Source organism: Paraburkholderia sp. BL6665CI2N2 (assembly GCF_004366535.1).
Lineage (GTDB): Bacteria > Pseudomonadota > Gammaproteobacteria > Burkholderiales > Burkholderiaceae > Paraburkholderia.
The window spans coordinates 2,927,470-2,949,988 of the sequence record NZ_SORC01000001.1; the positions used below are offsets into that span (position 1 = coordinate 2,927,470).

The following is a 22,519-nucleotide window of genomic DNA, read 5'->3' on the forward strand; positions in this document are numbered from 1 at the left end:
GCCCGACTCGCGGAGACATCATGAAGTTTCTTGTAGCCGACGACCATGAACTGATCCGGCAAGGTGTCAAAGGCATGCTGCGCGGCCTCGATCCCGACGCCCAGTTCGACGAAGCCGATAACTGGGAGACGCTTGCCCTGCTCGCGCGTCCCGACGCCGATCACGATCTCGCCATTGTCGATCTGCATATGCCGGGCATGAGCGGCGCTTCATCGCTCGAAGTGCTGTTGAAGGCGAATCCCGCGTTGCCGCTCGTCGTTCTCTCCGCCGAAGAATCGCCCGACGAAATGCGCGCCGTGCTGGCCGCCGGCGCGCTCGGTTTCGTGCCGAAGCGCCAGCCCGCCAGCGTCATGCTCAAGGCGATCGAGCTGGTGCTCTCAGGCGGCGCCTATGTGCCGATGGAAGCGCTCAGCCTGCTGGGCTCGCGCGACGCGCAGGCCGCGCCCGCGCGTGCCGAAGCGCTCGCCGAACCGGCGCCGCAGCATGTGGCTCCGGTCGGCGCGCACTCGCCCAGCCAGGGCGGCGCCACGCTTACCGAACCCCTTACGCAGATCCAGGCGTTGCAGCCGCACCAGCAGCATTTGCTGGAGAATCTGTCGCCGCGTCAGCAGGACATCATGCGGCTCGTGCATCGTGGCTGGACCAACAAGATGATCGCGCGCGACCTGGGCGTCGCGGAAGGCACGGTGAAAGTGCATCTGTCGGTGATCTTCCGGGCGCTCGGCGTGCATAACCGGTCGACGGCGATCGCCGTCATCAACGGCTGGCTGGAAGCCGGGAAAACCCTGTAGCACGAGATCGGCGGCGGAAGGCGTGCGCGCCGCCCTGTGCAGCAGGCGCGCCTTTACTTTTGCGGTTCGCCCGTCCTTTTGCCCCGGCCTCTCCTTCCCGATTCGCCTCTACTTCTGCGGTTCGCTTTGCGACTGGATGCTTTGGGTTAGAGTGCTTTGCGGCTCGCTCTTCGATCCCAGTCTCGCGTCCCCTTGCGCCGCGCTCCCAGCAGCCGCCATCGCGCCATGCATCACCTGGCCGCTCGCTTCATTTCCCGCTTCATGTCCCGTTTCATCTACCGTTTGACCCACGCGTAATGCCAGCGCGGCGGCTGCCCGCCCCTTGTCCAGTTCTGCCTGCTGCCACAGCATCTCCAGCGTGCGCCGCAAGCGCGCCGGCGTGACCGGTTTATGAAGTACCGGAATCCCCTGCAAGGCGAGCGCCGCCAGTTCGGCCGACGCCATGTCGCCCGTGATCAGCAGCGTCACCACATTGTCGTGCCCCGCGCGCGCGAGCACGTTGCGCACGGCCGTGAGCGCCTGCGCACCGGTCCGGTGATTCGCCAACTGGTAGTCGCACAGCACGGCATCCGGCACGAAGCCGCCTTCGAGCGCCGCGAGCGCATTGGCTTCGTCGCGCGCGCCGAGCACGCTGCAACCCCAGCGGCCCAGCAGACTGACAAGGCCTTCGAGTATCGACGGATCGTCGTCGATGCACAGCACGTGCCGCCCTTGGGCCGACGGACCGCCGGCTACGGCTTCGTTCAGGCTCGCCACGATGCCGCCGGGGTCGCCCGCCTGCACCGGAAAGCGGAACACCGACCCGCGGCCCGGCGCCGAGCGCAGTTGCAACTCGCCGCCGAGCATCTCGACCAGCCGCTTCACCGTCGGCAAGCCGAGGCCGTGCCCCTGGCGCGCGTCGCGTTGCGGATTGGCGACCTGATAGAACTCCTCGAAGATGCGCGCGTGCTCCTCCGCGGGAATGCCGATGCCCGAGTCGCGCACTTCGATAAAGCCGCCCGTCTGCCGCCCGGCGCGGCGCAAGCCCAGCCAGATCGCGCCGTCTTCGGTGTAGCGCACCGCGTTCGACAGCAGATTGCTCAGCACGCGTTCGAGCAGCACCGGGTCGTCGTGCACCACCATCGCGGTCGGCGCGATGCGCAACGCCAGCCCTTTCGCGGCCGCCTGCGGACGGTACTGGCTGCCGACCCGCTCGAACAGTTCGGACAGCCGGAAATGCAGCCGGATCACCTGGGTCACACCGCTTTCGAGCCGCGCCAGATCGAGCACCTGGTTGAACAACTGGTTCAATGCCTCGACGTTATAGACGATGTGTTCGGCGGTTTTCGCGTGCTGCACGGGCGTCGCCGCCGCGTCGTTCAGCGAGGCCGCGAGCAGGCCGATCGCATGCAGCGGCTGGCGCAAGTCGTGGCTGGCGGCCGCAAAAAAGCGCGTCTTGGCGAGACTCGCTTCTTCGGCGACCCGTTTTTGCGCGGCCAGCGATTCCGCCAGATACTGCTGATCGACACGCGCCTGCACGACCTGCTGGAACAGCTTGCGATAACTCAGCGCATAGACGTTGATCGCGCAGAAGAAAAACGCGAGGACAATGGCGAGCAGCGTGCGGTCGAACGTATGCGTGCCGAAATGCATGACGATCGATGGAAACAGCAGAAACGGAATCGAGGTCGAGAAATTCAGCAGGTCGAAGCCGTTCGACATGAACACGCCGGCGGCCAGCGTGACGAGCATGACCGTGTGCAGCAGCGGCAGGTCGGACTGCGGGCTCTGGAACGCGAACCACACCGCGATGCCCGGCCCGCTGTAGAGCAGCATGCCGCGCACCGCGTGAAGCACGATCCAGCCGCGCGGCGAGACGAGCTGCGGGTAACGGCGGTTGACGAGCCACAGCGCGAGGCTCGCGCAATTGGCCGCGGCATAGAAACCGAAGCACGCGATAAAGAGCGGCGGCGACGGTATGTTCGGCCAGTAAATCGACACCAGCACCGCGATCGAAAACCAGTGCGAAAAGAAAGCAATCGGATCTTGCGCGTACAGCACACGCACCAGGTCTTCGTCGATGGCACGCTGGATCGGGTCGGCCCGCATCACGCGGTCTCCTCGGACTCGGCAAATTCGGTTATGTGGATCGAAGCGCGGCGACGCAAGCGGCGCAAACCGCATCGGACTCTTCGGATACGGCGTGGCTCTACGTCTGCGATGCAACTGCGTAGCCGCAGTGCGATGCAATTTTCCGGTGCAAGCCCGTTTTACTTCAGACGAATAAGATGCGCTTTGCCGGATGGTTTACCCGGCAGTTTACCCATCAGCTACCACTTAATCCATATAGGCGAAGCCGCCGCTGGAAACCATACTGGCTTCACATTCCAGCGCGGCCTCAAAGCTTCAACATCCACACCCCGCCTGCAGTTCAGGCTCACCGCGCTCCTTGCCTTTCCCCTTATGGAGGTTTTCATGGGCGCAGTTCCGAGCCACGAGTTCGTCCGCAATCTCGACGATGCAATCCTGCCGGATTTGTGGCGCCGGCGCACCCGGTTGTCCGGCGACGAAATGGTGTCGATGGTCGAACTGGTCAAGCGGGCTTTGCGGACCTATCACCCGCTCGAACTGCAGGCGCTCGGCGAGGACAAGGAAGAACTGGTCGCCCAGTTCATCTACGCGAAGGTGCTGCGTCTCGCGCCCGGCCACACCGAAACCCACGCCTGCGCCGACAGCGCGCCGTCCAACGGCTACGCATTGTGCGCGTATTTCCGCCGCTATCTGATCGACTGCCTGCGCAGCGCCGGCCATCAGCGCAACGTATCGATGGAAAACGACGGCATGGCGCAGGAAATCGATCTGCACGCGCAGGCGCTGGAAGATCCGGTGGAAAGCGTGCTGCTGCAATACGGCCTCGACGAACAGCGCGTGCGGTTCTCGGCGCGCGCCTTTATCGAAAGCCTCGACGAACCGGAGCGGATCGTGCTGGCCGGCAGCCTCGGCTGGTGCTCGGAAGGCAAAGGCGGTTTGTCGGCAGTCGCAGCGCAGCATCGTGTGCCCTCGTATCACTATCGCGCCGTCAAGCTCGGCGTCACCATGAAGAAGACGGCTGGCGCGGAGGATTTTTCGAACACGAAGATCGGCCGCTGGCTCACGGACGCGCTCGGCATCGAGATCGACGTCGACAATCGCCCGGCGATCCTGCTCGCGCTGAACCTGCTCGCCGCCGAATCGAGCGACAGCGAAATGAATGAAGCGGCCGCGTAATAGCACGCGGCCATGCGCCCGCTGGGCCTCGGCACCCTCTCACGACGTCCCGGACGCGGCACAGCCGACCCGCGCGCCACCTACGATGCGCCTTTTTTTGTGAGCGCGCACCGCCTAGGATAAAAAAGCTGTCGCCGCACGCCGTCTTGCTTCCGAAGTCCTGGTTGTCTTTCCCCGCATTCCATTCCAGACGAGGTGGTCGTGATGAACCGCTTATCGAGCGTCGTGACTGCAATCCAATCGCATTACGACGTGGTTGTGGTGGGTTCCGGCTATGGCGGCGGGATCGCCGCAAGCCGTATGGCGCGTGCCGGGCGCCGCGTGTGCGTGCTCGAACGCGGACGCGAATTCATGGCCGGCGAATTTCCCCGCACGCCGTTTCAGGGCACCGAAGAAGTGCAATACAACACGGCGCTGGCGCATATCGGCTCACCGCTGGCGCTGCTCGAAGTGCATGTGAACGACGATGTGAACGCGGTAGTGGGCTGCGGTCTCGGCGGCACCTCGCTGATCAACGCGAACGTCGCGCTCGAAGCCGACCCGCGCCTGTGGGACGACCCGCGCTGGCCGGCCGCGTTGCGCGCCGACAAGGCTGGACGCGACAAAGGGTATGCGGACGCGCGAGCGATGCTGCAACCGTCGCCGGTGCCGCTGAGCTATCCGGCCTTGCCGAAACTGCAGGCTCTCGAAAAGTCGGCGCAGGCGCTCGGCATGGAAGACCAGTTCTCGCGTCCGGAGATCACCGTCACCTTCGAGGACCGCACGAATGCCGCGGGCGTCGAGCAGAAGGCTTGCGTCGGCTGCGGCGACTGCAATTCCGGCTGCAATTACCACGCGAAGAATTCGACGCACATGAACTATCTGCCCGACGCCGTCGCGCACGGCGCGCAGATTTTCACGGGCACCGCCGTCCATTCGGTGCTGCGCGACGCGGCCACGGGGAAATGGATCGTGGGTTATCAGCTGGTGAGCCTCGGCCGCGAAAGCTTTAGCGCGCCCGATCTGTTCGTGAGCGCCGATATCGTCATCGTGTCGGCCGGCACGATCGGCTCGACCGCCTTGCTGCTGCGCTCGCGCAAGCAGGGCTTGAGCGTCTCCAACATGCTCGGCAAACACTTTACCGGCAATGGCGACGTGCTCGCCTTCGCCTACAACACCGAGCCGGTAATCAACGGCGTCGGCTGGGGTGCGCATGAAAAGGGCGAGATTCCTCCGGTCGGGCCGACGATCACCGGCCTCATCGATCATCGCGGCACGCCCAACGTCAGAGACGGCTACGTGATCGAAGAAGGCTCGCTCGCCGGTCCGGTGGGCGCGGCGCTGGTCGGCCTGCTCGGCGCCGCCGCGCCGATAGAAGGCGTGGATGTCGCGCCGCGCTCTTTCGAGGAACAACTTGCCTACGACGCCCGCGTGGCCACCAGCTTTCTGCGCGGCCCGTATCACGGCGCGCTGCATCACACGCAAAGCTATCTCGTCATGGCGCACGACGACGAAAACGGCGAGATCGATGTGGACGACAAAGGCCAGCCGCGCATCGTGTGGGAGAACGCGGGCAAGCAGCCGATCTTCCAGGCGGTCGAAGAGGTGCTCAAGCAGGCGACGGTGCCGCTTGGCGGCAAATACATGCGCAATCCGATTTCCACCGATATTCTCGGCAACCGCACCGTCACCGTGCACCCCCTCGGCGGCTGCGGCATGGGCGAAGATGCGGAGCACGGCGTGGTCGATCACATGGGCCGCGTGTTCAGCGGCGCCACGGGCAACGCGGTGCACGACGGCCTGTACGTGATGGACGGCGCCGTCATGCCGATGTCGCTCGGCGTCAATCCGCTTCTGACGATTTCCGCGCTGGCCGAACGCAATTGCGAGTTGCTGCTCGCCACGCATCCGCTGAACGCCGCGCCGGCAGAAGGCGCGGCCGCTACGCCGACCTTGCCGCCTCCGCCGACGCCCGAGGCCGCGTCCTCGTCATTGACGCCCTCCTCGCCGCAGAAGATCGGCCTGCACTTCACCGAGACGATGGTCGGCACCTATACGCCGGTCGTGGCGGGCGAAGCGGCCACGAGCCCGATGGAGTTCACGCTGACCGTCGAATCGGAAGACCTCGCCGATATGATCAGCAATCCGCAGCATCTGGCGCAAACGGCCGGCACGCTGACCTGCCCCGCGCTCTCCGCGCAGCCAATGACGATCTCCAACGGCACCTTCAATCTGTTCGTGGTCAACGAGTCGGATGTGGATGAGCGCAACATGAATTACCGCATGACGCTCAACGCCACCGAAGGCAAGACGTACTTCCTGAGCGGCAAGAAGATCATCACGCGCACTTCGCCGATCAATCTGTGGGAGCAGACCAACACCCTCTATGCGGAGGTCCGCGAGTCGGCGCAAGCCGATGCGCCGCTGCTCGGCAAGGCGACGTTGATCATCACGCCGGAAAATTTCCTCAAGCAGCAGCGCACGCTCGAAGTCACCCACGCACCCGATCTGAAGACGCGTCTCGAATGGACCCTGAAGTTCGGCAAGTTTTTCGCGGGCGTGCTGTTCACCGAATACGGCGGCGTAGCGGCACCCTTGCAGTATTTCGACCCGAAAGCGGAGCCGCGTCTGAAGCGCGCATTACGCGCGCCGGCGCCGCAAATCGTTTTCTTCGATACGCCCGACGGCACGAAGCTCAGGCTCACCCGCTATCACGACCCCGCGCGCAAAGCGGCGCGTCCGGTGCTGCTGATTCACGGCTCGGGCGTATCGAGCCGCATCTATTCCACCGACCTGATTGCGACCAATATGGTCGAGTACCTGTTCGCCGCCGGCTACGACGTGTGGCTCGTGGATCTGCGCGTCAGCATCGAAATGCCGAGCGTGTTCGTGCCGACCAACGTCGACAAGGTGGCGCGCGAGGACATTCCGTCCGCGGTCGCCAAGATCCGCGAATTGACCGGCGTGCCGGAGATTCAGGCGCTCGGGCATTGCATGGGCGGCGTGGCGCTGACCATGTCGCTGCTGTACGGACTCGAAGGCGTGCGCTCGGTATTCATTTCGCAGGTGTCGGCGCATCCGGTGCCGGGCACGCTGGAGAAGATCAAGGCCGGCCTGCATATTCCCGACTTCATGGAACATCTCGGCCTGCTCGACGTCACCGCCTATACGGAACACAAGTCGTGGCCGCAGAACCTTCTCGACGAAGCGCTCAAGTTCTACCCGCTCAATCACAAGGAAGGTTGCGGCAATCCGATCTGCCATCGCGCCACCTTCCTGTATGGCCTGCTCTACGAACATGAGCAGTTGAACCAGACGCTGCACTCGAACCTGCAGGAAATTCTCGGTGTGCACGACGTCGGCGTATTCAAGCATCTGGCCACGATGGTGAGAGCACACAAGGTGGTCGATGCCGAAGGCAAGGATGTCTATCTCGCCGGCACCGACGGCATGAAAGGACTGGAGGGCATGCGCCGGCCGATCGGGTTCATCCACGGCGATAAAAACGAAACCTATCTGCCGATCAGTACGCAACTCACCTATGACATGCTGGTCAAGCAATTTCCCGAGCAGCCGTACGAGCGGACCATCATTCCCGGCTATGGGCATATCGACTGCATCTTCGGGAAGAATGCCGCGGTGGACGTCTACCCCGTGATCGTGAAGTACCTGGACGCGCATTGACGCGGCACGTTTTGGCGGTACATGAAAGGCGCGCGCAGGCTTTGCGCGCCTTCCTTTCGTGTCGCTCAGAACAGCTTGCCCGGATTCAGAATGCCGTGCGGGTCGAGCGCATGTTTGATCGCGGCCATTGCCGCCAATTCCGCCGGCGAGCGCGAGATCGGCAGGAACTCGCGCTTGAGCAAACCAATACCGTGTTCCGCCGACACCGAACCGTGCAGCGGTCCCAGCATGTCATAGACAAACGCGTACACCGCATGATGATCGACGCCGGGAATCGAATGGCCGTCCACGGTGACATGCAGATTCGAATCGCCGATATGCCCGAAGAAATACGACGCGTTGCCCGGCCAGCGCTGATCGAGCGCCGCACGGCAGCGGTCCACGAAGACGCCGATCTCGCCGATCGGCAGGCTCACGTCGAAGTTGATCGCATCGAGCCGCACCGGAAACTCCGCGGTGCATTCGCGAATCGCCCAAAGCGCGCGCACGTCGGCCACTGACTGCGCGATCACCGCGTCGCGGATCGCACCCGCGTCGAGCGCTTCGGTCAGCGCGGCGGAGAAACGCTCGCCGTCGTCGGTCGAATCGAAGCTGGCGTGTTCGATCAGCGCATAGAGCGGATGCGCGTCGGCGAATGGCGAGCGCGTGCCGGTCAGCTTCACGCCGAAGTCGTAGAAGTCCGGCCACATGATTTCGAACGCGCCGATATCGTTGCCGAAGCGTGTCGTCAAACGGCGCAGCAGGCTCACGGCGGCATCGTAGCCGTCGAGCGCGACCAGCGCCGTATGACGCGCGGCGCGTTGCGGATGCAGTCGCAGCACCGCGCGCGTGATTACGCCGAGCGTGCCCTCCGAGCCGATGAACCAGTGCTTCAGGTCATAGCCGGTATTGTTCTTGACCATCTTGCCGAGCGACGTCAGCACGTCGCCATTGGCGAGCACGACTTCGAGACCGAGCACCTGATCGCGTGCGGTGCCCGACTGGATCACCCGGTTGCCGCCCGCGTTGGTCGCGAGATTGCCGCCGATCTGGCAGGACCCGCGCGCGCCGAGATCGAGCGCGAGTTCGAAGCCGGCCTCAGCGGCGGCTTCCTGCGCGGTTTGCAACGTGGTGCCGGCGCGCACGGTCAGCGTGGCCGACGCACTATCGACCTCCTCGACACCGGCGAGCCGTTCGAGCGACAACGCAATATCCGTGGCGCGCGCAATCGCGCCGCCTGCGAGGCCGGTCATGCCCCCTTGCGGCACCACCGGCTGATGAGCCGCGTGGCAAATAGCGAGCGCGCGCGAGACCTCTTCCGTGGTGCGCGGCAGCAGCAAGGCGGCGGGTCGCGTCGGTTGATGGCGCGTCCAGTCCGTCATGGCGTGTTCGCCGATCTGCTCGCCCACGCGTACGCTGTCTTCACCGAGCACGGCACGCAATGCGTCGAGTGTCGCCGAAAGCGGCGCGGCTTGATTCGCCGTGCTGTTGTCTGTCATGCGGTGGTTCCTTGCGCGCCTTGAACGGCGTGTTTCTTCCGATAACCCATCGAGTCGTTGATACGCCCGAGAATATAGTCACCCGCGGCGACCGGCTGATACTTGAGATCGGCGTCGCTGGTACCGAGATCACGCGGATCGACCAGTGCGCCGTAAGTCGGATCATAAAACGTCGCGATCGAATAGCGCTCGCGCCCCGATGCATTGATCACACGATGCAAGGTGGAGCGGAAGCGGTCGTTGGTCCAGCGCGCCAGCAGATCGCCGACGTTGACCACGAAGCTGCCATCGACCGGCGGCGCCTCCACCCACGTATCGTTGGCGATCTCCCGCACCTGCAGGCCGCCCACCTGATCCTGCCACAACAGCGTGATGCAGCCGTAGTCGGTATGCGGCGCGACGCCGAACTGGTCTTCATCCGATTGGGGCGGCTGCGGCGGATAGTAGACCATCTGGGTGCGCTGCATCCGTTTGGTGTAACGCGGCGCGAAGAAGTGTTCGTCGACGCCGAGGCTCACCGCCACCGCGCGCAGCAGATCGGCGCCGCATGCCGCGACCGCCTCGTAGTAGCCATACAGCGCGGGACGCAGCTCCGGCATGAAGTCCGGCCAGTTGTTCGGCCCGCGCAGCGCCTGGCCGGCCAGCACGTCGGGGTCGTCTTCCGGCAATTCGAGGCCGATGCTGAAGAACTCCTTGTAGTCGGGACGTTTGGCCTGATACATGGTCGCGTCGCCGAGCGCATTGAAACCGCGATGCCGCTGATTCACCGCCGCGCGCCGCTTGGTATCCACCGGAAACGCGAAGAAGCGCCGCGCCGCTTGCGCGGCGGCATCGATCGAGGCTTGCGGCACGCCGTGATTGACGATGTAGAAGAAGCCGATCGTCGTGCACGCTTCACGGATTTCTTGCGCCACGCGCTGCAAAGCTTGCGGGTCGCCCGCGCGAACGCCGGCGAGATCGATGATCGGAATGCGGGTCACGGGCATCGTGCTGCTCCTGGGTGGGCGGCTCAATCGGCTCAATCGGCCGAATCGGCTGATGAAAATGGCGGTTCAAGCGTCTGCGTGAAGACGCCTTCCCGTCTCGTGCATTGCAGTTGTATATACCGCCAAAAGCACACCTGCAAGGTGCTTCGCAGCGCTTTGCGTAAGGGCTTCTCTCTACTCGCCTGTTTATTTATTTCGTGCGAAAACTGCGGTATATACTGCCTCGCATGACTCGCGCCGAGTTCGCACTGGACTCGTTTCATGCAGCACTTTCGCGCGACACCGCTTTGCCAACCGGAGAATCTCATGAGCATCCTTGCAGGCTGGAAGTGCCGTTTGGTCATGCTGGCGTTGTGCGCGGCAAGCGTCACCGCCCACGCGGAAGACCAGCTCGCCAAAGTGAAGAAAGCCGGCGAACTGGTGGTCGGCACCGAGATGCAGTTCGCGCCCTTCGACTTCCTCGAAAACGGTCAGCAGGCAGGCTTCAACAAGGACCTGTTCGCCGAAGTCGGCAAGGAAATGGGCGTAAAGGTGCGCTTTATCGACTTGCCGTGGCCGAGCGTGCTGCCGGGTCTCGAAGCCGGCAAGTTCGACATGGTGGGCGGCCCGCTCACCGTCACCAAGGCGCGCATGGAGCGCTATACGTACACGCTGCCCGTCGCGGACGCCACCGACGCGCTGCTCAAACGCGCGAACGATACCTCCGTGAAACAATCGTCGGATATCGCGGGCAAGACGGTCGGCGCGGGCAAGGGCTCGGCGCAACTCGACCAGTTGAAAGCCTATGTCGCCACGCTGCCGAAGCCCCCTGAAATCCGCGAATACGTCGACAACAATCAGGCTTACGCCGATCTTGCCGCCGGCCGGATCGCGGCGGTCGCGAACTCCATGACGAACATCGCGTACGTGGCCAAGCAGCGCCCGGAAACCTTCGCCGTGGTGCAGCCGCCGTTCGGCGCGAAGGTGTACTTCGCCTACTGTCTGCGTAAAGACGCGGACAGCAAACCGCTCGCCGATGCGTTCAACGCCGCGCTCGTGAAAATGCACAACGACGGACGTCTCGCCACGTTGCAGAAGAAATGGTTCGGCGTCGCGATGGATGCGCCGACCACCATGCCCACGCCGAACTATTGATCGGCGCTCTGATGTCGATGCACATGTCCTGATGCACGCGATGCGGGCGTCTCAACGGCCCGCATCGCCCTCCCCGTTCCAGCGAGTGCGACGCTTATGTTCAGCACGACCGTCTTTCTCCAGGGCATGCCGCTGCTGCTGCACGCGGCGCTCGCCACCATCGGCATTTCGCTGACGGGCCTCCTGATCGGCTTCTTCGTCGCGATCGGCGTGTGCGCGGCGCGCCTCTCGCCGAACCGCGCCGCGCGCATGTTCGGCGGCACCTATGTATTTTTCTTTCGCGGCGTGCCGATGCTGGTGCAGCTGCTGCTCGTGTATTACCTGTTGCCGTTTGCGGGCATCAACGTGTCGCCGATCGTGGCGGCGCTCAGCGCTGTGTCGTTATGCTCCGCCTCGTATATCGCCGAGATCCTGCGCGGCGGTTTTCTCAGCGTTCCGCCGGGTCACCTCGAAGCCGCGCGCATGCTCGGGCTTTCACCGTTCGACATGCTGCGCCGCATTCTCGTGCCGCAAGCGTTCCGTTTGACGCTGCCGTCGCTCGTCAATGAAATGGTGCTGCTCATCAAGGCTTCGTCGCTGATCTCGGTGGTGGGCGTGGCCGAGTTGACGCGCACCGCGCAGAACATTGCGGCCAGCACGTATCGTCCACTCGAAGCGTACGTCGCGGCCGGGCTGATCTACTTCGTGATCTGCGGCGCGCTCGCGCTCGTCGCGCACGCCGCCGAATACCGCTTGCAGCACGCCTGAGCCCGACATCGACATCACGCCATGCAAACGCTCGATCCCGCCGTCATTACCCACAACCTGCAGCCGATAGCCGCAGGCCTCGCCACGACGCTCGGCACGTGGGCGGCGGGTGTCGCGATCGGCATCCTGATCGGCTTTCTGATCGCCGTGCTGCAACTCTTTTGCGGACGCTGGGTGCGCGGCGTGTTGCGCGTCTATATCGAACTGTTTCGCGGTACGCCGTTTCTCGTGCAACTCTTTTTGCTGTATTACGGCGGCCCGTCTTTCGGCCTCACGCTCGAACCGATGACCGCCGGCGTGCTCGGTTTGGGCCTCTACGGCAGCGCGTATTTCGCCGAAGCCTTTCGCTCCGGCTTTCAATCGGTGCCGCCGGGTCATCTCGAAGCGGCCTCGTGTCTTGGCCTCACGCGCTGGCAAGCGGTCCTGCGCATTCAGGTGCCGCAAATGCTCGTGCTGATCGTGCCCGCGCTGACCAATCTGATTATCGTGTTGAGCAAGGAAACGGCCGTGTTGTCCATCGTCACCGTGCCCGAACTCACGTTCGTGCTGACCGGCATCGGCTCGGCCACGTTTGCTTTCGTCGAAACGCTGCTGGTGCTGTGCGTGTGCTATCTCGCGCTGGTCGAACTGACTTCGCGCGCGGGCATGTGGGCCGAAACCCGCATCGCGCGCTTCATGGCATAAACGGAAAGAGGACTCTCTTATGAACGCTATCGCCGACATGCCCTCCTCCGCGTCCTCCACCAGCGTCGGACTTTCGTCCGGCGCGCCGCTGATCGAAGTGCGCGACCTGCGCAAACGCTTCGGCGAAGTCGAAGTGCTGCGCGGCGTCGATCTCGAGATTGCGCGCTCGGAAGTGGTGTGCATCATCGGGCCATCGGGCTCAGGCAAGAGCACGCTGCTGCGCTGTCTCGCCGCGCTCGAAACCTACGATCAGGGCGACGTGCGCATCGAAGGCGAACTGCTCGGCTACAGCGAGCGCAACGGCAAACGCGTGCGCGCGTCGCAAAGCGAAATCAATCGCGTGCGGCGCAACGTCGGCATGGTGTTTCAGCAGTTCAACTTGTGGCCGCATATGACGGCGCTCGGCAACGTGATGGAATCGCTGCTGCGTGTGCGCCATCTGTCGCGCGACGAAGCACGCCGCCGCGCCAACGCGATGCTCGAAACAGTCGGCCTTGCGCACAAGGGCGACGCGTATCCGGCCAAGCTTTCCGGCGGCCAGCAGCAGCGCGTGGCGATCGCACGAGCCCTGGCAATGGAGCCGCACATCATGCTATTCGACGAGCCCACTTCGGCGCTCGATCCGGAACTGGTCGGCGAAGTGCTGCAAGTCATGAAGCAGCTCGCGCGCGACGGCATGACGATGGCGGTGGTCACACACGAAATGGGCTTCGCCGCGCAGGTCGCGGACAAAGTCATGTTCATCGATCAAGGCCGGATCGCCGTGCAAGGCAAACCGCGCGATGTCTTTCACGACGCGGGACAACCGCGCTTGCGGCAGTTCCTGCAAAACTACTTCGACCGCAACGCATTCTGGACGCGTGGTCCCAACGACGCACAGCCGCTATGAACGCGCGCCGCCGGCTTCTTCCTGCCTTATGCGGACACTGACGCAAGAGCCGCCATGTCCTCCACAGCCCGCAGCCGCGCCCACGACAAGCCGCTTTCCGCGCCGGCGCTGAAAGCGGCGCGCGCCGCGGCCGACGCGCCGGCGGCGCGCTACGAACAGGTCAAGAGCCATATCCGGCAGATCATCGAGTCGGGCGAGCGCCGCGCGGGCGACCGTCTGCCGTCGGAACTCGATCTGGTTGCGACGCTTGGCGTGTCGCGCATGACGGTCAATCGCGCGCTGCGCGAACTTGCCGAAGAAGGACTCGTGACGCGCGTCTCGGGCGTCGGCACTTTCGTCGCGCAAAGCAAGCCGCAATCCACGCTGCTGATGATCGCCCATATCGGCGACGAGATCCGCTCGCGAGGCCACGAATACCGCTGCGACACGGTCCTGTCGCAACGCGAAACGGCGTCCGTGATGGTGTCGAATGCGTTAGGCCTCGCGCCGGGCGCTTCGGTATTTCATGTGATTTGCGTGCATCGCGAGAACGGCTTGCCGGTGCAGCTCGAAGATCGCTATGTGAATCCGGCCATCGCGCCGGATTTTCTGCTGCAGGATTTTTCGGCGATGCGGCCGTCGGAATATCTGTTCGAGATCGTACCGGCGCACGACGTCGAGCACGTGGTCGACGCCGGCCTGCCCACCCGCGCCGAAGCGGAACTGCTCGAAATTCGCGCGGAGGAACCCTGTCTCACGCTGATGCGCCGCACGTGGACGAGCGGCGTGGCGGTCACGTTCGCGCGTTTCGTGCACCCTGGGTCGCGCTACCGGCTCGGCTGCCGCTTCTCGCCGGAGTTGTCGCAACGCCAGGGGTGAAACGCGTTGCGTGTCGAATCGCGTTAGACGTTCCCCGCCAAATGAAAACGCGACGCCGGATGCCACAACTGCACCGACGTCGCCACGTCGTCGCCCACCCACGTGCGGCGCCAGAGTTGCAGACACGGCTCGCCGATATCCATCAGCAGATGCCGGCGCACATAGGCGTCAGGCTTCTGCGCATAGATGCGAAACTCGGCGCGCTGAATCGGCGCGAGCCGCACCATGTAGTGATTCGGCGTCTCGATCGTGAAATCCTGGTTCAGATAATCCGGGAACACCTTCGGGTTGACGTAGCGATCCTCGTACTGGATCGGCTCGCCCTCCTCGCTGTGCACGATGCATGAATGAAAGGCCGGGCCGCTGGCGAGACCGAGCGCTTCCAGCGCCTGCGGGTCGTCGCTCGGTTCGAGCGTCAGCACGCGTGCCGAATGGCGATGGCCGCGCGCGGCGATTTCGTCGGCGATATTGCGGATTTCCAGCACCGTCGATTCGTAGCGCTGCGGCGCGACGAACGTGCCGGAACCTTGCACGCGTGTGAGCACGCGTTCGGTAGTCAATTCGCGCAACGCGCGCGACACCGTCATGCGTGCGACGCCGAACTCCTTCACCAGTTCAGTCTCAGAGGGAATCAGTCCGCCGGGTTTCCAGTCCCCTTCGCTGATGCGCCTGATTACATAGCGCTTGATCTGCTCATAGGCCGGCATGGCTTTCGCCGGTGTCTCCTGGCTGCGATCAGGGCGGCCCTGCATCTCCGCGGTTCGCGTGCTTGTAGTTGTGTTCACTCCGACCTCGTGGGTGGTACGCCGGTTGTACCTGGTTGGTACACCATGGCCGGCTTGCCGGCGGATAGCCCGCTCACCGGCATCGTCTGCGTCATGCGATGTGCGCGGCAGCCTGGCCGTCGTTGACGGCGACGCCCGCCGCCGCACGCACGTGACCCGCGGCCGCCAGATTCACTAGCGTGCCAGGTGTCGCCAGATCCGCGCCGTCGGCGGACCTGAGCGGCCGGGGGCCAATCTTACCAGGGTTCGGCAACGGTGGCGGCGCCTCGTCGGCGATCATGCGAAAGGCCACGCTCATGTCGTCCGCGAGCGGACGGTCGTCGCGGTAAGTCGGCACGACGCGGCGCACGCGCTGCCAGAGCGCGCCGGTGTGCGGCGCGCGTGGCGCGTCGATACTTTGCAGGTCGTAGGCTTGCGCGGCCGCCAGCAATTCGATCGCGACGATGCGCCCGGCGTTGTCGATGATTTCCAGCGCCTTCAACGCGGCGGGCGTGGCATGGCAGAGGTGATCTTCCTGCAAGGCCGAGGTGATGCCGCCGTCGAGACTCGCGGGCAGCGCGAGCCGCCGGTTCTGCGCGACCAGCGACGCCGCCGTGTACTGCGCGATCATGAAGCCGGAACAGGTGCCGCCCGGCTCGGCGAGAAACGCCGGCAAGCCGCTCACCAACGGATTGACAAGACGGTCGAGGCGCCGCTCGGCCATCGCGGCGACTTGTGCGATCGCGGTGGCGAGGCTGTCCATGGCCAGCGCGATCGAGGCGCCCACTGCGTGCGCCTGCGAATAGACGCGCGGCTCCTCCGGCGTGCCGGCGACGATCGGGTTGTCGGTGATCGACGCGAGTTCGCGATTGACCACGTCGGAGGTCGCAATGAGCACGTCGCGCGCCGCGCCGTGCACGTGCGGAATGGTCCGCATGCTCAGCGGGTCTTGCGTGCGTTGACCGACTACCGCCGCGAGAATGCCGCTGTCGGCCAGCGCGGCGCGCATCCGTCCGCCGACCAGGTTCAGGCCCGGCGAGATACGCAAGGCCAGCGACTCTTCATCGAAAGCGGCAAGCTGACCACGCAGATTCTCGAAGCTCATCGAGGCGACCATATCGGTCCAATCGAGCAGGCGTTCGGCGCGCGCAAGCGCCAACGCGGCGAGGCCCGTGACGCACGGCGTGCCGTTGACGAGACTCAGTCCTTCCTTGGCTTCGAGCACGAGCGGTTCGAGTCCGAGGCGCTGCAGCGCGTCGCGTCCTTTGATCCGCTCGCCGCGATAGCGCGCGTAGCCCTCGCCGATGCAAACGAGCGCGATATGCGCCATATGGCTCAGATACCCGACCGAGCCGAACGCCGGCACTTCCGGCAGGCAATCCGCGTTGAGCAGCGCCACCAGTTGGTCCGCGACTTCGAGGCGAATCCCCGAATGTCCGTGCGCGAAGTTGTTGACGGCCGCGGCCATGACCGCGCGCGTTTCGGCGGCGCCGAGCGGCGCGCCGACGCCGACCGCGTGGCTCATCAGAATGTTGCGCGACAGCGTGCGCTGCTCGCCCGGCGAGACGACGACATCGCACAGCGCGCCGACGCCGGTATTCACGCCATACGCGCGAATCCCGCGCTCGACGATCTGTTCGACCAGCACGCGCGCCGCCGCGATGCGCGCGCGGGCGTCGGCGGAAAGTTCGAGCGGCTCGCCGGCGGCAACCGCTGCCACCTGAGCCCAGTCGAGAGGACGATTGGAACGGATTACGGCCATGTCAGTGCTCTGCTTGGTAGATTACCTGGTGATGCTGATCAGTTGGTGGTGCGGTCCTGATGGCTCGAAACGAATTGCCGGAAGCGATCGGACTTGCATTCGACGAACACTTCGTCGGGTGTGCCGTCGGCTTCCACTTGCCCCTGATGCAGGAACATCACACGATTCGATACATGGCGCGCGAAACCCATCTCGTGCGTCACCACCAGCATGGTGCGGCCCTCTTCGGCCAGCGAGCGCATCACGCGCAGCACTTCGCCCACCAGTTCGGGGTCGAGCGCCGAGGTCGGCTCGTCGAACAGCATCACTTTCGGATGCATGGCCAACGCGCGCGCAATCGCCACGCGTTGCTGCTGACCGCCCGACAGATGCGCCGGATAGTGGCCGCGTTTTTCCGCGAGGCCGACTTTCGCCAGCAGCGCTTCCGCCTCTTCCACCGATTCGGCACGGCTGCGCTTTTGCACACGCATCGGCCCTTCGATCAGATTTTCCAGCACGGTCATGTGCGACCAGAGATTGAAGTTCTGAAACACCATGCCGAGTTGCGAGCGCACCCGGTCCACCTGGCGACGGTCGCTCGGTTGCAGTTTGCCGTCGCCGCGACGCTTCATTTTCAGCTCTTCGCCGGCGAGCGAGACCGAACCATCGTCCGGTGTTTCGAGCAGATTCAGACAGCGCAGGAACGTGCTCTTGCCCGAACCGCTCGCGCCGAGAATCGAGATCACGTCGCCCTGATGGGCGTCGAGCGAAATGCCTTTGAGCACGTGGTGATCGCCGAACGATTTGTGAATGTTCTTGACCGACAGTGCAACGGGTGCCGTAGCGTTCATGGGATTCTCCAGATTCATCCAGGATGGGTGGCCGTTCAAGGCGCGGCGCGGCGTGCTTCGGTGGTGGCGGAAACCGGGCGGTTCGCCGCGGCCTGCGGACGCGCCGCGCGAAGATGGCGCGACAGACGCGTTTCGAGCATGCCGAGCAGCCGCACGATGACGAAATTCAGGAACAGATAGATCAGCGCGGCGCAGATGAAGACTTCCGTCGTGCGATAGGTTTGCTGAATGATCTGCTGCGCGACGCCGGTGACTTCCCACACGGTGACGAGGCTCGCGAGCGCCGTCGATTTGACGAGCAGCACCGCTTCAGTCGAATACGCGGGCAAACACTGGCGCAAGGCGATCGGGCCGATCACACGGCGCAGCAGCGCGAAGCCCGACAGGCCGATCGAATAACCGGCTTCGATCTGACCGACCGGCACGGCCATCAAACCGCCGCGAATAATCTCAGCGGTATAGCCCGCCGTGCATAGCGCGAGCGACAACACCGCGCACATGTAGGGCTCGCGCAGCACCGGCCAGAGGAAGCTCTCGCGGATCACGCCGAACTGGCCCATGCCGTAGTACACGAGGAACATCTGGATCAGCAGCGGCGAGCCGCGAAACACGAGGATATAAGCGCGTGCGAAGCGATTCGGCAGCCAGTGCGGCGACACGCGCATCGTGACGATCACGAGCGAAAGCAGGCCACCGAGAATCAGCGAGCAGAAGAACAGGCCGAGCGTGGTCGGCACGGCCCCGAGCAATTGCTTGATCGTGTCGAACAGAAAGTCGAAGTCGAAATGCATGATGGCCGCCCTTGTCAGTTACGCGCGAAGTTGCGCTTGAAGGACCGGCCCACGTGCGCTTCGGCACGGTTGAAGACGCGGTTCGAGATGCTGGTCATGAGCAGATAGAGCGCGCCGCCCACGACGAAGAACGTGAAGTATTGATGCGTGGAACCCGCCGCCACCTGGCTCGTGCGCAGCAATTCGGCGAGCCCCGTCACCGAGATCAGCGCCGAGTCCTTCAGGCTCAGTTGCCACACGTTGCCGATGCCCGGCAATGCGAAACGCAGCACTTGCGGAATCAGGATGCGGCGCGCCATGGTCAGCGTCGGCATGCCGATCGAGCGCGCGGCTTCGAGTTCGCCGCGCGACACCGCCAGCACCGCCGAGCGGTACACCTCGGCCTGATAGGCGCCCGAAATCATGCCCACGGCCAGCGCGCCGACCACGAACGGCGGCACGCCGACGAAGCCCTCCGCGCCGAACCACTGGCCGACGGTCGTAACGAGCGTCGAGCCGCCGAAATAGAACAGATAGATGACGAGCAGTTCAGGCACGCCGCGAAACACCGTGGTGTAGATATCGCCGATCACGCGCAGCGTGCGAAAGCGCGACAGCTTGGCGGCCGCCACCAGCGCGCCGAACACCGCGCCGACCGCGAGCGCCGCGAGCGTGAGCGCCACCGTCATCAGCGCTGCGAGCAGCAATACGCCGCCCCAGCCTTCCGGCCCGAAGCCGAGCATCTGTATCAGAGCCATTTCCTACCTCTTATCCGTTACGGCGGATCGAACCGGCCGGCGCGCGCAGGTTGTCGCCACGCGCGCCTGCCGTTACCTCTTAACGTGAAGGCGAATCAAGGCGTGACGTCGGTTTTGAACCACTTGTCGGAGAGCTTCTTGACGGTGCCGTCGGCGAGCGCGGCGCTGATCGCGGTGTCGAACTTCGCTTTCAGGTCGGCGTCCTGCTTGCGGAACGCGAGGCCTTCGCCCGGGCCCCAGATCGGGCCGCCGATCTTCGGGCCGGCCATCACGATCGACGCGGTTTCTTTCTTGTCGATGTTGGCGGCGTAGTACGTCACGTCGTCGAACGAGGCGTCGATGCGGCCGTTGGCCAGATCCAGATCGCGCTCGGGCGAGGTCTTGTAGACGCGGATCGTGGCGATGTCCTTGAAGCCGTCATTGATGAACTTGGTGTAGACCGTGCCCGACTGGATGCCGATGGTCTTGCCCTTCAACTGCTTGCGCAAGGCGTCGACGGTCGGCTGGTCGGCCTTCGGGTCGCCCGACAGCTTGACGACGCCGGCGCCCGGCGCGGCCTTGGGCAGCACCTTCGCGTCGGCCACGGCGAACGTGGCGGGCGTGGCGGCGTACGGCTTCGAGAAGGCGATGATCTTTTCACGCTCCGGCGTGATCGAGATCGCGTCCATCAGAACGTCGAACTTGCCCGCTTGCAAACCGGGAATCATGCCGTCCCAGTCTTGCGCCACCAGATTGCATTGCAGCTTGATGCGCTCGCACAGGTTGGCGACCAGTTCGGGTTCGAAGCCGCCCAGCTTGCCGCCCGGCAAGGTCAGATTCCACGGCGCGTAGCCGCCTTCGAGCGCGATCGTCACCGTCTTCCAGTCTTTGGCCTGCACCGGTGCCGCGAAAATCGCCGCGGCGCCGAGCACGGCGCCGATCAATGCTTTTGCTGCCGTTGAGCGCTTCACTTTCACGTCGAAACTCCTTTGATTGAGGAAACCGTCGAACCGGATGTTTAATCGCTGCTTAATTTGTATAGACAAGTCTGCATGAGTCAAAAAGCGGTCGCAAGAGAATTTGCGGGAAAATGGCGGAATCATCGGGTAAGCCCCTAGTCGACACTGCGCGGCGCGGCTTTGCGGGGAGTTCTTAATGCGGGGAAGATGATTGGCGTGCGTCGCGGCGCGAGCGAGCACAATCCATTTTGTCTAGACAGGTTGGTGCAAGCTGAGCCAATACGCGCGAGCGCGCCTCAGGCCCGGCGCGCCCTACCAGATGAACGGCACGAAGCGATAACGCACGCGCGTCATGTAGTCCGCGTAACCGTCGAGTTGCGCGGCCAATACGCGCTCTTCGCGCACCGCGCGCCAGCCGACGCCGAACACCATGACGGGCACGAAAGCCAGGCCCCACCACGAGCCGAGCAGCAAGGGCGTGCCGACGAACAGCAGCAGCGCGGCGGAATACATAGGGTGACGGACGTGCGCGTAAAGCCCGGTGTCGATCAACTTATGTCCGCGGCTCGCCTGGATCTTCACAACCGGCGCGGCGTAGCTATTGGCCTGGAACACGAAGCGGCACATGAAGAGGCAGAGCGCCACGCAGAGCGAGCCGAGGCTGACCAGCGCGACGGGCAATGGTGCAGTCCAGTGAAAGCGCATCGCGTCGAACGCCATCAGGACCAGCCAGGCGCACCATGCCACTGAGACGCTCACCATGAAAATGCGGTCCCAGCGGCTTTGCTGCGCCTGCACGAATGGCGACAGTCGCTCGGCGAGCAGCCCGGGATCATGACGCGCCAGCCACAAACCGATCCACAGGCTCAGCACACCCAGCTCGATCACATACCACCACGCGGCCGGCCACGCAAAGGTGCCCGCCGCGCCGAACAGCAGCGCGCCCATCCCGAACAGCCAGACCGCCGTTTGAAAGATGAGGCGCGCGACCATGGCGTTGTGACTGCTACGTTTGCGCCGGCGTGCGCACACGCTCGAATATCTCGGCAATGTCGAGGTCGCCGGTGTTGATGCCGAACTGATCGCGCAGACACGCCGCCAGTTCGCCGGCGCTCTTGAGTTGCCGTTCGCTGATGAGCCGTCCATCGGCCGCGCGCTCGCTCAGTTGGTCGTTGAGTAGCGCGAGCCGCGCTTCGGGCAACACACGGCACACGATCAGCGTGCTCGCGAAAATCGCTTCCGGCGAAGTCGACGTGTACCAGTTCGAGGTTTCGTAATCGATCCACTCGACCGGATGCAGATGGAAGCGATACACCCGCGCCCAGCTTTCGTCGCGCGCCTGGACTTCAAGATAAAGCGCCCCGCGCGCTGCGTCGGCGAGACGGAACGTGCCGAGTTCCGTGGGCTGCGCGAGACCGGCGGTCAGGCGCAGCGGCGCGGTCAGCGTCACGCTGCCGAAGCCCACATCCGCAATCCAGGCTTCATTGTCGATGTCGAGGCGCAACACCATATGCGTGCGCGGCGGCGGCGGCGTGTCCGATTCCCGGCCCCACAGCACGCGCGCAAGCAACGGCGTGACCGTGAAGCCTAACTGCATCAGCACGTCGGCGAACAGGGCGTTCTGTTCGAAACAGTAGCCGCCGCGGTGTTCGGTGACGAGTTTGCGTTCGACCGATTCGAGGTCCAGTTTCACCGGACGCCGCGTGAGCGGATTCAGGTTCTCGAACGGGATCGCGCGCGGGTGCAAACGGTGAAGCGCCTGAAGCACTTCCAGCGTTGCCGCGCGCGGCCCTTCGTAGCCGATGCGGGCGAAGTAGTTGTCCAGATTCACTGTGTGCGACATCGGCAGGGTTCCGGTGTGGGTTTGCGCGCGGGACGCTTACTGGTCACGCGTGTCTGTGCGGTTTGGGAGTCGATCATAGCTGCTTTTGCGGTCAACTCGCAGCGGCGGCCTTGACCGGTTTTCGTAGTCGCTGTTCGAAGCCGCCAACACTCTGCGTTTTGTCATATCGCCTCCCCTGCATGCCCGTCGTGGTTCGCTCGGCCGCCTTGGATATGACCGCTTCCATTCGTTTTCATTACGCCGATATTCACAGCAAATTACGTGCAAATGCCGTTTAGTAGCAGCCCGTAAAGAGCAAAGTTATATGTCAGTAATATTGATGCGAATCGTTCTCATTTGTGTTGACTCCCCAAGGTCGCATGCGTACGATCTCGCCAT

General features: G+C 64.1%; 19 protein-coding genes. 8 read left to right on the forward strand and 11 right to left on the reverse strand.

What is annotated here, in order from left to right; genetic code table 11:
- Nucleotides 1-20: 20 nt before the first annotated feature.
- Nucleotides 21-791: a response regulator transcription factor gene (locus B0G81_RS12995; RefSeq protein ID WP_134136009.1), complete on the forward strand. Its 771-nt coding sequence runs from the start codon at nt 21-23 to the stop codon at nt 789-791.
- Between the two features lie 108 nt (nt 792-899).
- On the opposite strand, the gene B0G81_RS13000 is transcribed toward B0G81_RS12995, so the two are convergent.
- A complete protein-coding gene (locus B0G81_RS13000; RefSeq protein ID WP_134143096.1) occupies nt 900-2,879 on the reverse strand; it encodes a hybrid sensor histidine kinase/response regulator in 1,980 nt (659 codons plus the stop codon).
- 366 nt (nt 2,880-3,245) lie between these two features.
- Between B0G81_RS13000 and B0G81_RS13005 the strand changes: the two genes are divergently transcribed.
- On the forward strand, nt 3,246-4,037 hold the full coding sequence (locus B0G81_RS13005) for a hypothetical protein (protein WP_116121283.1): 792 nt from the start codon (nt 3,246-3,248) through the stop codon (nt 4,035-4,037).
- A 204-nt stretch (nt 4,038-4,241) separates the two neighbouring features.
- The gene (locus B0G81_RS13010; RefSeq protein WP_134136011.1) at nt 4,242-7,700 is read left to right on the forward strand and encodes an alpha/beta fold hydrolase; all 3,459 of its coding nucleotides are present in this window, start codon (nt 4,242-4,244) and stop codon (nt 7,698-7,700) included.
- Between the two features lie 65 nt (nt 7,701-7,765).
- Here the strand turns inward: B0G81_RS13010 and B0G81_RS13015 are convergent, their stop codons facing one another.
- A complete protein-coding gene (locus B0G81_RS13015; RefSeq protein WP_134136013.1) occupies nt 7,766-9,178 on the reverse strand; it encodes an FAD-binding oxidoreductase in 1,413 nt (470 codons plus the stop codon).
- Nucleotides 9,175-10,164 (reverse strand): 2-oxoglutarate and iron-dependent oxygenase domain-containing protein, encoded by a 990-nt coding sequence (locus B0G81_RS13020; RefSeq protein WP_134136015.1) that lies wholly within the window; start codon nt 10,162-10,164, stop codon nt 9,175-9,177. The genes B0G81_RS13015 and B0G81_RS13020 overlap by 4 nt, the downstream gene beginning before the upstream one ends.
- Before the next feature lie 306 nt (nt 10,165-10,470).
- Here B0G81_RS13020 and B0G81_RS13025 point away from each other — a divergent pair, with 306 nt between their 5' ends.
- From B0G81_RS13025 to hutC (B0G81_RS13045), 5 genes are all read left to right on the forward strand, one after another.
- A complete protein-coding gene (locus tag B0G81_RS13025) occupies nt 10,471-11,298 on the forward strand; it encodes a transporter substrate-binding domain-containing protein (RefSeq protein ID WP_116144084.1) in 828 nt (275 codons plus the stop codon).
- 96 nt (nt 11,299-11,394) lie between these two features.
- Nucleotides 11,395-12,045, forward strand: coding sequence for an amino acid ABC transporter permease (locus B0G81_RS13030; protein WP_134136017.1), 651 nt, complete (start codon nt 11,395-11,397; stop codon nt 12,043-12,045).
- Between the two features lie 21 nt (nt 12,046-12,066).
- Nucleotides 12,067-12,729 carry an amino acid ABC transporter permease gene (locus B0G81_RS13035; protein ID WP_106280542.1) on the forward strand — a complete coding sequence of 221 codons (663 nt, stop codon included), beginning with the start codon at nt 12,067-12,069 and terminating at the stop codon, nt 12,727-12,729.
- A 19-nt stretch (nt 12,730-12,748) separates the two neighbouring features.
- Complete coding sequence (locus tag B0G81_RS13040; protein ID WP_134136019.1) at nt 12,749-13,618, forward strand: amino acid ABC transporter ATP-binding protein; 870 nt, start codon at nt 12,749-12,751, stop codon at nt 13,616-13,618.
- 54 nt (nt 13,619-13,672) lie between these two features.
- Nucleotides 13,673-14,476 (forward strand): histidine utilization repressor, encoded by an 804-nt coding sequence (gene hutC / locus B0G81_RS13045; RefSeq protein WP_134136021.1) that lies wholly within the window; start codon nt 13,673-13,675, stop codon nt 14,474-14,476.
- A gap of 23 nt (nt 14,477-14,499) precedes the next feature.
- On the opposite strand, the gene hutC (B0G81_RS13050) is transcribed toward hutC (B0G81_RS13045), so the two are convergent.
- The 8 genes from hutC (B0G81_RS13050) to B0G81_RS13085 form a co-directional block, all read right to left on the reverse strand.
- Nucleotides 14,500-15,228: a histidine utilization repressor gene (gene hutC, locus B0G81_RS13050; RefSeq protein WP_181196532.1), complete on the reverse strand. Its 729-nt coding sequence runs from the start codon at nt 15,226-15,228 to the stop codon at nt 14,500-14,502.
- Nucleotides 15,229-15,352: 124 nt separating this feature from the next.
- Complete coding sequence (hutH, locus tag B0G81_RS13055; protein ID WP_134136023.1) at nt 15,353-17,002, reverse strand: histidine ammonia-lyase; 1,650 nt, start codon at nt 17,000-17,002, stop codon at nt 15,353-15,355.
- A gap of 38 nt (nt 17,003-17,040) precedes the next feature.
- The gene (locus tag B0G81_RS13060) at nt 17,041-17,832 is read right to left on the reverse strand and encodes an ATP-binding cassette domain-containing protein (protein ID WP_012426714.1); all 792 of its coding nucleotides are present in this window, start codon (nt 17,830-17,832) and stop codon (nt 17,041-17,043) included.
- 35 nt (nt 17,833-17,867) lie between these two features.
- Nucleotides 17,868-18,623 (reverse strand): ABC transporter permease subunit, encoded by a 756-nt coding sequence (locus B0G81_RS13065; protein ID WP_106280534.1) that lies wholly within the window; start codon nt 18,621-18,623, stop codon nt 17,868-17,870.
- A gap of 14 nt (nt 18,624-18,637) precedes the next feature.
- Nucleotides 18,638-19,360 carry an ABC transporter permease subunit gene (locus tag B0G81_RS13070; RefSeq protein WP_106280532.1) on the reverse strand — a complete coding sequence of 241 codons (723 nt, stop codon included), beginning with the start codon at nt 19,358-19,360 and terminating at the stop codon, nt 18,638-18,640.
- A 95-nt stretch (nt 19,361-19,455) separates the two neighbouring features.
- Entirely contained in the window at nt 19,456-20,316 is an 861-nt protein-coding gene (locus B0G81_RS13075) for a transporter substrate-binding domain-containing protein (protein ID WP_106280530.1), read from the reverse strand.
- A gap of 294 nt (nt 20,317-20,610) precedes the next feature.
- Nucleotides 20,611-21,291: an isoprenylcysteine carboxylmethyltransferase family protein gene (locus B0G81_RS13080; protein ID WP_134136025.1), complete on the reverse strand. Its 681-nt coding sequence runs from the start codon at nt 21,289-21,291 to the stop codon at nt 20,611-20,613.
- Nucleotides 21,292-21,304: 13 nt separating this feature from the next.
- Nucleotides 21,305-22,141 (reverse strand): arylamine N-acetyltransferase, encoded by an 837-nt coding sequence (locus B0G81_RS13085; protein WP_134136027.1) that lies wholly within the window; start codon nt 22,139-22,141, stop codon nt 21,305-21,307.
- Between the last annotated feature and the right edge of the window lie 378 nt (nt 22,142-22,519).